Source organism: Kitasatospora sp. NPDC007106 (assembly GCF_040634455.1).
Taxonomy (GTDB): domain Bacteria; phylum Actinomycetota; class Actinomycetes; order Streptomycetales; family Streptomycetaceae; genus Kitasatospora; species Kitasatospora arboriphila.
This window is the reverse complement of the sequence record NZ_JBEYFP010000192.1, coordinates 1-10,030: the sequence shown is the minus strand read 5'-3', so window position 1 is coordinate 10,030 and position 10,030 is coordinate 1. Positions and strand designations below refer to the sequence as shown.

10 protein-coding genes and 3 tRNA genes are annotated in these 10,030 nt (G+C 73.5%); 4 read left to right on the top strand and 9 right to left on the bottom strand.

Going from position 1 to position 10,030, the window contains the following annotated elements; genetic code table 11:
• Positions 1-54: 54 nt before the first annotated feature.
• A complete protein-coding gene (locus ABZ641_RS17335) occupies positions 55-549 on the bottom strand; it encodes a DUF3145 domain-containing protein (RefSeq protein WP_263105508.1) in 495 nt (164 codons plus the stop codon).
• Between the two features lie 353 nt (positions 550-902).
• A complete protein-coding gene (locus tag ABZ641_RS17330) occupies positions 903-1,922 on the bottom strand; it encodes an NADP-dependent oxidoreductase (protein ID WP_344622675.1) in 1,020 nt (339 codons plus the stop codon).
• 99 nt (positions 1,923-2,021) lie between these two features.
• Between ABZ641_RS17330 and ABZ641_RS17325 the strand changes: the two genes are divergently transcribed.
• Both ABZ641_RS17325 and ABZ641_RS17320 read left to right on the top strand, forming a co-directional pair.
• Positions 2,022-2,468 carry a MarR family transcriptional regulator gene (locus ABZ641_RS17325; RefSeq protein WP_344622674.1) on the top strand — a complete coding sequence of 149 codons (447 nt, stop codon included), beginning with the start codon at positions 2,022-2,024 and terminating at the stop codon, positions 2,466-2,468.
• Between the two features lie 177 nt (positions 2,469-2,645).
• The gene (locus ABZ641_RS17320; RefSeq protein WP_359982727.1) at positions 2,646-4,175 is read left to right on the top strand and encodes an LCP family protein; all 1,530 of its coding nucleotides are present in this window, start codon (positions 2,646-2,648) and stop codon (positions 4,173-4,175) included.
• On the opposite strand, the gene ABZ641_RS17315 is transcribed toward ABZ641_RS17320, so the two are convergent.
• From ABZ641_RS17315 to ABZ641_RS17305, 3 genes are all read right to left on the bottom strand, one after another.
• Positions 4,162-5,085 (bottom strand): pyridoxal-phosphate dependent enzyme, encoded by a 924-nt coding sequence (locus tag ABZ641_RS17315; RefSeq protein ID WP_359982724.1) that lies wholly within the window; start codon positions 5,083-5,085, stop codon positions 4,162-4,164. The two genes, ABZ641_RS17320 and ABZ641_RS17315, sit on opposite strands and share 14 nt — an antisense overlap.
• 22 nt (positions 5,086-5,107) lie before the next feature.
• Complete coding sequence (locus ABZ641_RS17310) at positions 5,108-5,806, bottom strand: class F sortase (protein WP_344622671.1); 699 nt, start codon at positions 5,804-5,806, stop codon at positions 5,108-5,110.
• Between the two features lie 164 nt (positions 5,807-5,970).
• Positions 5,971-6,480 (bottom strand): hypothetical protein, encoded by a 510-nt coding sequence (locus ABZ641_RS17305; RefSeq protein ID WP_359982721.1) that lies wholly within the window; start codon positions 6,478-6,480, stop codon positions 5,971-5,973.
• A 303-nt stretch (positions 6,481-6,783) separates the two neighbouring features.
• Here ABZ641_RS17305 and ABZ641_RS17300 point away from each other — a divergent pair, with 303 nt between their 5' ends.
• Entirely contained in the window at positions 6,784-7,593 is an 810-nt protein-coding gene (locus tag ABZ641_RS17300) for a polysaccharide deacetylase family protein (RefSeq protein ID WP_344622669.1), read from the top strand.
• Here the strand turns inward: ABZ641_RS17300 and ABZ641_RS17295 are convergent.
• Entirely contained in the window at positions 7,569-8,111 is a 543-nt protein-coding gene (locus ABZ641_RS17295) for a hypothetical protein (RefSeq protein WP_359982718.1), read from the bottom strand. The genes ABZ641_RS17300 and ABZ641_RS17295 overlap by 25 nt on opposite strands.
• Positions 8,112-8,505: 394 nt before the next feature.
• Positions 8,506-8,579: transfer RNA gene (locus ABZ641_RS17290), tRNA-Ile, on the bottom strand.
• 270 nt (positions 8,580-8,849) lie between these two features.
• Between ABZ641_RS17290 and ABZ641_RS17285 the strand changes: the two genes are divergently transcribed.
• A complete protein-coding gene (locus ABZ641_RS17285; RefSeq protein ID WP_344622667.1) occupies positions 8,850-9,593 on the top strand; it encodes a trypsin-like peptidase domain-containing protein in 744 nt (247 codons plus the stop codon).
• A 115-nt stretch (positions 9,594-9,708) separates the two neighbouring features.
• Here the strand turns inward: ABZ641_RS17285 and ABZ641_RS17280 are convergent.
• Both ABZ641_RS17280 and ABZ641_RS17275 read right to left on the bottom strand, forming a co-directional pair.
• Positions 9,709-9,781 (bottom strand) — tRNA-Asn (locus ABZ641_RS17280).
• A 46-nt stretch (positions 9,782-9,827) separates the two neighbouring features.
• Positions 9,828-9,900, bottom strand: a tRNA-Asn gene (locus ABZ641_RS17275).
• Between the last annotated feature and the right edge of the window lie 130 nt (positions 9,901-10,030).

Genomic DNA, 10,030 nt, shown 5'->3' with positions numbered 1-10,030 from the left:
GCCCCGACGGTCGCGCGGTCCCCGCGCCCCTTTCGCGTGCGCGGGCCCGGCCGGTCAGACCACCTGGTGCAGCCAGCGGACGGGCGCGCCCTCGCCGGCGTAGCGGAAGGGTTCGAGTTCGTCGTCCCAGGGCTTGCCGAGCAGCCGGGCGAGTTCGGCCTCCAGGTCGCCGCCCTCGGTGCGGGCGCGCAGCAGCACCGCGCGGAGCCGGTCCTCGGGGATCAGGATGTCGCCGTGGATGCCGGTGACGGCGTGGAAGATGCCGAGGCTCGGGGTCGAGCTGTAGCGCTCGCCCTCCGCGCTCGCGCAGGGGTCGCTGGTGACCTCGTACCGGATGAGCTGCCAGCCGCGCAGGGCCGAGGCCAGGCGCGAGGCGGTGCCGGGCTCGCCCTGCCAGGAGAGCTCGGCACGCCAGTGCCCGGGCGCGGCGGGCTGGCGGATCCAGTCGAGGCTGACCCGCACGCCGAGCACACCCGCGACCGCCCACTCGACGTGCGGGCACAGCGCGCGGGGCGCGGAGTGGATGTACAGGACACCACGTGTCGTCACCGGGACCTCCAGGCTGTGGACGAGGGTCGCCTTCCCCAGCTGCCTCGTGCCACCTGCCGGCAGGTACTGCCTACCACCGTGACGCTCAACTTACTCGACATTAGGTAATCAAATTGAGCAAAACGGACAAGCTTTCACCCAATGCTAGTCGAATCCCCCATCAGGTCCACCCCCTTGCAAGTGCTCTCCCCCGAACGGACCTATTCCGTCCGCGGGCGCACCATCACCCGCCGCGGCGACCGGCGCTGACGCCCCGTCGACGCCGCGACCAGGCCGTTCGCCGATCCGCCCGTACGCGGACCACCCCCGCGGGCAGCGGCCCGCGGGGGTGGTGGTGACACGGCGTCAGCAGGTCAGAGCTCGACGACCATCTTGCCGGTGTTGTCGCCGCGGAGCAGGCCGAGGAAGGCCTCGGCGGTGTTCTCGACGCCCTTGACCACGGTCTCGTCGTAGCGCAGGCTGCCGTCCTTCAGCCAGCCGGCCACCTCGGCGACGAACTGCGGCTGCAGGGCGGCGTGGTCGCGCACCAGCATGCCGCGCAGGTTCAGCCGCTTGCCGATGGCGAGGGCGAGGTTGCGCGGGCCGGCCGGCGCGGAGGTCTCGTTGTACTGGGCGATGGCACCGCACAGGGTGACCCGGCCGTGCGGGTTGAGGGCGCCGATCGCGGCCTCCAGGTGGTCGCCGCCGACGTTGTCGAAGTAGACGTCGATGCCCTCGGGGGCGGCCGCGGCGAGCTGCTCGGCGACCGGGGCGTCCTTGTAGTTGAAGGCGGCGTCGAAGCCGTACGAGCCGGTCAGGGTGGCGACCTTCTCGGCGGAGCCGGCGGAGCCGACGACGCGGGCGGCGCCCTTGAGGCGGGCGATCTGGCCGACCAGCGAGCCGACCGCGCCGGCCGCGCCGGAGACGAAGACGGTGTCGCCCTCCTTGAAGGAGGCGACCTCCAGCAGGCCCGCGTAGGCGGTGAGGCCGGGCATGCCGAGCACGCCGAGGTAGTAGGAGAGCGGGGCGAGGGCCGGGTCGACCTTGACGCCCTGCGCGGCGGGCAGGGTCGCGTACTCGCGCCAGCCGAGGCCGTGCAGCACGGCGTCGCCGACCTCGAAGCCCTCCGCGGCGGAGGCGACGACGTAGCCGACCGCGCCGCCGTCCATGGGCGCGCCGATCGCGAACGGCGGGACGTACGACTTGACGTCGTTCATCCGGCCGCGCATGTACGGGTCGACCGAGAGGTAGGCGTTGCGGACCAGGACCTCGCCCGGGCCGGGCTGCCGGACGGGCGCCTCGACCAGTGCGAAGTCGCTCGGAACGGGCCGGCCGACGGGGCGCGCCGCCAGGTGCCACTCGCGGCCGGTGGTGGGGATCGCCTGCTCTGCCATTGCTGCCTCCGTGGTGCATCCACCTGAAAGGTTGAGTTACTGAAGCAATCGTGGACACGAATAGTTCATGTTGTCAAATGTTCAGGTACAGTGGACGGCATGGAGACGCAGCAGCCGCCCACGGACCCGGTCACGCTGGAGGTCACCGACCTCATGGCGAACCTGGTCGGAATCTTCCACCGCGAGTACGAGGAGGCCGCCGCCGCCCGCTCGCTCACCGGCGCCCAGGCCAAGGTGCTCGCCCTGCTGCGGCGCGGACCGATGCCGATGCGCCACATCGCGCAGACCCTGAGCTGCGAGCCGTCCAACATCACCGGCATCGTCGACCGGCTGGAGTCCCGCGGCTTCGTCACCCGCGAGGCCGACCCGCAGGACCGCCGGGTCAAGCTGGTCGCCGCCACCGGCACCGGCACCGCCGCCTCCGTGGAGCTGCGCGAGTCGCTGCACTTCGCCCGCGAGCCGCTCGCCGCCCTCGACCCCGAGGAGCGGATCCAGCTGCGCGACCTGCTCCGCCGGATGCTGGCCGGCGCCGTGCCGCCCGCCTGACCGGCGGAGCGCGACACAGGGGGCGATCGGATCGGATCCGGGCCGGAAGAGCCCGTATCCGATCGGGTCCGCATGTAACCGAACGGCCCGCCGGGCCGTCTTTCTGGTGGGGGCACACAGGAGTGCCGGCCAATTCCCTTCCGGGCCGGGCACGGCCGTACAGAGAGCAACTGTGTGATGACCGACAAGAGCGGGTCCGCCGCGTCCTCCCGCGGGACGGGCCGCCGCCTGGCGCGGATCGCCGGCGCCACCGCCGCCGTCCTGGTGCTGGCGACCGCCGGCGCCGGCGCCTGGTTCTACCACCGCCTCGACCAGAACATCAGCACCTTCTCCGCGGACGGCATCGCCACCAGCCGCCCGCCGGCGGGCCCCACCACCAAGGGCGGCGGCCGTCCGGTCAACATCCTGCTGCTCGGCTCCGACACCCGCTCCGACGGCAACGGCGACCTCGGCGGCGGCGAGGAGGGCGTCGGCCACTCGGACACCGCGATCCTGCTGCACGTCTACGCCGACCACCGGCACGCGGTGGGCGTCTCCATCCCCCGCGACACCCTGGTCACCGTCCCCTCGTGCAAGCTGCCGAACGGCACCTGGACGAGCGAGCGCACCAACCAGATGTTCAACTCGGCCTTCACCGTCGGCCTCTACCCGCAGGGCAACCCGGCCTGCACCCAGAACACCGTGGAGGCGCTCACCGGCCTGCGGGTGGACCACACGATCGTCGTCGACTTCAAGGGCTTCGCGGCCATGACCGACGCGGTGCACGGCGTCGACGTGTGCGTGCCCAACGACGTCGACTCCTACGGCATACGCCTCACCAAGGGCCGCCGGACGCTCAGCGGCCAGCAGGCGCTCGACTACGTCCGGGCCCGGCACGGCTTCGGCGACGGCTCCGACATCGGCCGGATGAAGCGCCAGCAGGCCTTCCTCTCCTCGCTCATCAAGAAGGTCCAGGGGCAGGGCTTCGACCTCACCACCCTGCTGCCGCTCGCCGACGCCGCGACCCGCTCGCTCACCGTCGACGAGGAGCTCGGCAGCGCCATGAAGCTCGCCACCTTCGCCCAGTCGCTGCAGGACATCAAGCTGGCGGACATCTCCTTCGTCACCGTGCCCTGGGAGTACGCGGGCGCCCGGGTCGCGCTCGTCCACCCGGACGTCGACACCCTCTGGGAGCTGCTCCGCCAGGACCGCACCCTGGACGGCCAGGCCACCGCCCCGGCCGGCACCGCGACGCCCTCCGCCCCGGCCGCGCCGACGCCGTCGGCCACCGCCTCGCCGTCCGCCGGGGCCTCGCCCTCCGCCACCCCCGGCCAGACCCGCGCCGCCGAACCGGACGCCACCGGCGTGCCGGTCACCGTGCACAACGCCTCCGGCGCCACCGGCACCGCGGGCCGCGCCGCGACGGCGCTCAAGGCGCACGGCTACCGCGAGGTCGTGCTCGGCGCCAACACCAAGGGCCGGAACACCACCACGGTCGGCTACTCCCCCGGCCACAAGGCCGCGGCCGAGCAGCTCGCCGCGCTCTACCCGGGCGCCACCGTCCGGCCCGACGCCGACGCCGACGGGCTCGTCCTGACCCTCGGCCAGGACCACGCCTCCGGCGACACCTCCGGCCCGGTCGCGCTGCCGAGCGGCATCCCCACCGGCATCTCCTCGAACACCCGGCCCGCCGACAGCGACCTCTGCGCCGACCTCAGCTACGGCTGAGGCCGGTCCCGGCGGCCGTCGGGCCGTCCGGCAGCCCGGTGACCACCAGCGTCACCCGGCTGCCGGGCGGCAGCGCCGCCGTCCCGGCCAGCCCGTACACCGCCTGCAGCGCCTTGGCCACGTACCGGCGCTCCACGCCGATCCCGTGCCGCTCGCCGAAGCCGGCCGCGAACTCCTCCAGCGCGGCGGGCACCTTCCCGTAGCCGCCGCCGTGGTGGCCGTGGTCGATCCGCCAGTTCGCGAAGGTGCGTCCGTACGCCGCCCGGTGCAGTGCGGCCACCTCCTCCTCCAGGTAGCCCTCGCCGCGCAGCACCGCGACGCCGAGCGCCCGTGCCCCCGGCGGCAGTCCGGCCGCGATGCCGGCCAGGGTGCCGCCGGTGCCGACCGCGCAGCAGACGGTGTCCCGCCCGTCCAGGTCGCCCAGTTCGGCCGGCAGCGCGGCGGTGCCGCGCACGGCGAGCGCGTTGGAACCTCCCTCGGGGAGCACCAGGCACCGCCCCCAGCGCTGCGCGAGCGGCCGGCCGAGGTCGCGGACGAGCTCGCGGTAGGCGCCGCGGGCGACGAACTCCAGCTGCATGCCGTCGGCCTCGGCCGCCGCCAGCGAGGGGTTGCGCGGCCGGTCGGCGAGCTCCTCGCCGCGGACGACGCCCACCGAGGAGAGCCCGAGCACCCGGGCCGCGGCGGCGGTGGCCCGCAGGTGGGTGGAGTAGGCGCCGCCGAAGGTGACCAGCCGGGTGTGCCCCTCGGCGAGTGCGTGTTCCAGGTTGGGGGTGAGCTTGCGCCACTTGTTGCCCGGCACCGTCGGGTGCAGCAGGTCGTCGCGCTTCAGCCGGAGTTCGACGCCGGCCCGGGACAGCACCGGGTCCTGGATCGGGGTGAGCGGGGTCGGCAGGTCGGCGGGCAGCGGCATCCCGCCATGGTAGGGGCCTGCGTCAGGCCGGCCGGGTGGAGCTGAGGTGGGCGAAGACCACCACGTTGTCGGCGTAGTCGTGGGTGGCCCGGTTGTACTCGCCTGCGCAGGTGATCAGCCGCAGCTGGGCGTCAGGGGTGTCTCCGTAGACCAGCTGGTCGGGGAAGGCGTTCTTGGCGAAGGTCTGCACCGAGTCGACGGTGAAGACGGCGACCGAGCCGTCGGCGCGGGTGACCTCGACGGGGTTGCCGGGGCGCAGCACGTACAGCATGAGGAAGACGGCGGGGCCCTTGGTGGTGTCGACGTGCCCGGCGACGACCGCGGGGCCGCGTTCGCCGGGGGTCGGGCCGTCCTTGTACCAGCCGACGAGGTTGCGGTCGTCGGCCGGCGGGGCGGCGAGGCCGCCGGTCGGGGTGAGGCCGAGCTCGGTGAAGGGGGCCTCGACGAAGAGCTGCGGGATGCGCAGCTTCACCGGCTTGGAGCGGGACATCGCGGGGACGGCCGGGGTGGTCCGGGAGGGCGGTGCGGTGGGCACCGGGCTCGCACTCGCGACGGCCGCCGGGCCGCCGTCGGTGGAGGTGGGGGCGGCCGGGGTGGTCTCCACGGACTGGTACATCACGAAGACCCCGACGGCGGCGAGGCCCATCGCCCAGCGCAGCGGGCTGCGGCCGGGGTCCTTGCCCGCGGGCCGTTCACCGGTGCCGGATGTCTGCTGGCCCATGGCGGCCGCCTCTCACGGGGTGCTGCGGGTCCTGCGGATCCTCTAGGGAAGACGCGTCCGGCCGTGCCCGGCTTCCGGGGCGGGTACGGCCGGACGCGGCCGGTGGGCGGCGCGGTCCCCGGGGACGGGACGGCGCCGCGGGGGTGGTGCCGGCGGGTCGGGAATCAGGCCTCGGAGCCGCGGCGGCGGCGCAGCGCGACCGTGCCGACGCCGAGACCGCCGGCGAGCAGCGCCGCGCCGGTGGCCAGGCCGCTGCCGGAGACGGCGATCCCGCCGCCGCCGGTGTGGACGCCGCCGTGCGGGGCCTTGTCCGCCCAGGAGCCCTCGGCCTTGGTCTCCTTGCCGGAGTCCTTGCCCTCGGACTTGCCCTCGGACTTGCTCTCCGACTTGCTCTCCGACTTGCTCTCGGACTTGCTCTCGTAGGTCATGTCGGACGTGCTTCCGGACTTGGTGTCCGACTTCGTCCCGGCCTTGTGGTCCTCGGGGGCGGACTTCTGCTCGGCGGTCGAGCCGGGCGCCTTCTCCGGGGCCTTGTCGGCGGGGGCCTGCTCCGTCCACACCCTCTGGTCGTCGCTCCCGGGACCAGTGGGCGGATCGGCGTAGGCGGCCGGGATGGCGATGGCCAGGGCGGCGGCGCCGGCCGCTCCGGCGAAGAGGATGCGCTTGGGCAGCATGGGGGTTTCCTTCCGACGCGTCCGTGCGACAGCCGGCCTCGGTGCCGGCGCAAGGGATCGCGGATGCGCCGTGACCACCGTGGTTCACACCCCGTCAGGCCGCCACCGCAGGTCATCGCCCGTGCGGGGGACGTGGCGGCGGACGGTCCGGGCGTCCCGCCAGCGTGCGTCGGAGTGTCGCGGCCCCGGCCGCGACGGTCCGCCCGGGGCGGGCGCTGGGCCGTTGGAGTGTAGCTGCGGGAATCGGCGCGCCATCGCTGCAGCCTCGGGCATGCATCCGTCATGCTGTCACATCATCAGATCATGTCCCGTCGGCTGTTGCTGAGCGTCGCCGGGATGGGCCTGCTCTCCGCAGCCGGGTGCCAGCTGGCCTCGCACGACGGCGGCGACGGAGCAGCACCGGGCGGCCTCCTGCCCTCCGACCCGGCCTCTCCCCCGGCGTCGTCCGCACCGCCCGCGGCCTCGTCCGCCCCCGCCGCGGCGAGCCCCGCCTCCGGGCCGGTGCCGCCGCAGCCCCGCAAGGTGAGCAACCCGCTCTTCTCTCTCGCCTCCGACGACCGGCTGGTCGCCCTCACCCTCGACGACGGCCCGGACCCGGTGCACACCCCCATAGTCCTGTCCGTCCTGGAGCAGTACCGGCTGCGCGCCACCTTCTTCCTGATCGGCGAGAACGCCGAACGGCAACCCGCCCTCGTCCGCGAGATCGCCGCCCACGGCCACCACATCGCCAACCACACCTGGAGCCACCCGGACCTGCGCGGCATCACCGACGCCAAGGTCCGCGACGAACTGCTCCGCACCTCCGACCTGCTCGGGACCACCACCGGCCGGACCCCCACCTGGTTCCGCGCCCCCGGCGGCGACTGGTCGGACGCCTCCCTGCGGATCTGCGCCGAACTCGGCATGCGCCCCATGGGCTGGTCCGTCGACCCCCAGGACTGGGCCCGCCCCGGCACCTCGCTGATCACCCAGCGCGTGCTGCAGACCATCGGCCCCGGCTCGATCGTCCTCAACCACGACGGCGGCGGCGACCGCTCCCAGACGATCGCCGCCCTGCGCACCTACCTCCCCGTCCTCCTCGACGAGGGCTACCGCTTCACCGCGCCCCAGTAGGCACCCGCGGTCGGTGCCGATCGGTCGCCGACCAGGTACTCCACCGCGGACACCAGGAAGTCGCCGTAGCCGTAGACCGCACCCTGCCTGTCCATCGCCTCGTACACACGGGCGGGGACGGGGTGGTCGGAGCCGAGGAGGCTGCGGACGGCAAGGCGCAGCGCCAGCTCCGGGCAGACGTTCCCGGCGATGTCGTTCCACGCGGCGAGGAACGCGCCCGGTGGAACCCCGGGCCGCACGAAGCCGCAACCCACTGCCGCTTCCCCGATCCAGCTCGTCACCAGGACCGGGAGCGGATCGTGCCGGCAGTCCGGCGGGGCCCCGGGCTCGGCTCCGGTGCGCTCGACGAGCCGGCTCCGGGCGATGTCGGAGATCCGGAGCAGCCAGTCCCTGCCGTCCTCGCCGAAGAGCCCGGCCGGACCGCCGGAGGGGACACAGGTGTTCCATAGGACTTCCGTCGACGCCGCCGACAGGCCCGATCCGAGAATTCTCCGAGCGTCGTCGAGAAGGCGGGACACCTTTCCGTGCGCGACTCGCCGAGGTCGCCGATCCAGGCGAGGACCAGACCTCCGGGCGTTCTTGCGGAGTTGCGCCAGTCCTGGTGGAACTCGCCTGCCAGTCGGGTGATGCCGAAGTCGAACTCGGCCACTTCGGCCGTCCCGTCAGCCATTTCCCCGGATGCTCCCACTTCGGTACTCGCCGGCACGGCACGGGCGGAGACTCGCGGGTGACGGTCCGCCAACCGATTCGGATCCCTGTCCGGCAGCGGCCCGGAGCGACCTCCACGGGCGGGTGAATCCCGGCGTGGTGCGCGGCTCGCGGGCCGCGCGGTGCTCTAGAGTGGGAATCACCGGCTTGGGCGTTTTGGCTGGTCAGATGCCCTTCTGGGCTGACAGGCCGTCGGGCCGGAGGTAGGGCGGGTGGGACTCGAACCCACGACCAAGGGATTATGAGTCCCCTGCTCTAACCGGCTGAGCTACCGCCCCCCGATCCGGCCTGCCGCAGCGGCGCGAAGGCCCTTGCAGCAGCAGACGGCCCCTCAGGGCCGTCACCGGCAGCATAGCCGGTCGATCAGTCGGAATGCGCGCCGGGTGCGCATCCGGGTACGCCCGCGCACTCCCGCCGTCGGCGCCCGCCGCCCGTCCCGGCCGTCGGCCGGCCCCGCCGCCATCTCTGGCGCGGCTCCGGAGGGTCCTGATTAGATCTTGCGGGGGCCCGCATCCGCGGCTCGGCGGCGAGGGAAGCGAGACAGGCTGATGGCAGGCAGGCGGCGGACGGGTGCCCTGGCACTGCTGCTGGCGGCCGTCGGCTGGGCGACCGCCTCCTGCGCCTGGCCCGGTGGCGGCCCCGACACCCCCGGCTCCCACCCGGCCCCGCGGAACACCGCGAGCGACCGGATCGGAGCGCTCTTCCTCGGCAGCGCGGACGGCCCGCGGATGTGCACCGCGAGCGTGGTCAGCAGCCCCCGGCACAACCTGCTGGTGACCGCCGCCCACTGCGTGGAGACCCTCGACCGGGGCCGCGAGGAGGGCCTGGTCTTCGCCCCGGGCCTGCGCGACGGCCGGACCCCGTACGGCGTCTGGCCGCTCACCGGGATCACCGTGGACGAGCACTGGACGGACTCCGAGGATCCGGAGTACGACGTGGCCTTCCTCACCGTCGCCGACGTCGACGGGCAGGAGATCGAGGACGTGCTCGGCGGCAACCGGCTCGGCACCGGCCGCGGCTTCGGCCTGCCGGTCTCGGTCACCGGCTACCCGAACGACAGCGAGGAGCCGATCACCTGCGCCACCCGGACGGCCTCGCAGAGCCCCACCCAGGAGAGTTTCCGCTGCACGGGCTACAGCGTGGGCACCAGCGGCAGCCCCTGGCTCACCGCGGACGGCGCGGTGATCGGCGTGATCGGCGGCTACCAGCAGGGCGGCTACGAGGACGAGGTCTCGTACAGCGTGACCTTCGACGACCGGGTGTCCGCGCTCTACCGCCGGGCGACGGCCTGACCCCCGGCCTGCCCGGCCGCCCGACGGCGGCGCAACGGCGCGGGCAACACGAAGGCCCCCCGGCTGTGACGGAGGGCCTTCGCTCTGCGCTGATCACCCAGTACTCCGGGTGAAGCTCCCCCAATTGGACTCGAACCAATAACCTGCCGATTAACAGTCGGCTGCTCTGCCAATTGAGCTATGGGGGACTGCTGTTACCGCAAACGAACGGGCGGCCACGAGGACCGTCCCGAGCTCCCCCAATTGGACTCGAACCAATAACCTGCCGATTAACAGTCGGCTGCTCTGCCAATTGAGCTATGGGGGATCGAGCTTCCGCCCCGGCTCCCGGTTCTCCCGGGCCCGTGGCGCTCGCTGCGGGACATACATTAGCGCACTGAGGGGGGTGGTCCGCCAATCGCTTTCGCCCGGCCCCCGCGGCCGGGCCCCGCCGCCCC

Bases quoted from the DNA above. Each gene is read 5' to 3' on its own strand.
- ABZ641_RS17330 (WP_344622675.1), bottom strand. From the start codon at position 1,922: ATGGCAGAGCAGGCGATCCCCACCACCGGCCGCGAGTGGCACCTGGCG.
- ABZ641_RS17325 (WP_344622674.1), top strand. From the start codon at position 2,022: ATGGAGACGCAGCAGCCGCCCACGGACCCGGTCACGCTGGAGGTCACC.
- ABZ641_RS17320 (WP_359982727.1), top strand. From the start codon at position 2,646: ATGACCGACAAGAGCGGGTCCGCCGCGTCCTCCCGCGGGACGGGCCGC.
- ABZ641_RS17315 (WP_359982724.1), bottom strand. From the start codon at position 5,085: ATGCCGCTGCCCGCCGACCTGCCGACCCCGCTCACCCCGATCCAGGAC.
- ABZ641_RS17310 (WP_344622671.1), bottom strand. From the start codon at position 5,806: ATGGGCCAGCAGACATCCGGCACCGGTGAACGGCCCGCGGGCAAGGAC.
- ABZ641_RS17305 (WP_359982721.1), bottom strand. From the start codon at position 6,480: ATGCTGCCCAAGCGCATCCTCTTCGCCGGAGCGGCCGGCGCCGCCGCC.
- ABZ641_RS17300 (WP_344622669.1), top strand. From the start codon at position 6,784: ATGTCCCGTCGGCTGTTGCTGAGCGTCGCCGGGATGGGCCTGCTCTCC.
- ABZ641_RS17285 (WP_344622667.1), top strand. From the start codon at position 8,850: ATGGCAGGCAGGCGGCGGACGGGTGCCCTGGCACTGCTGCTGGCGGCC.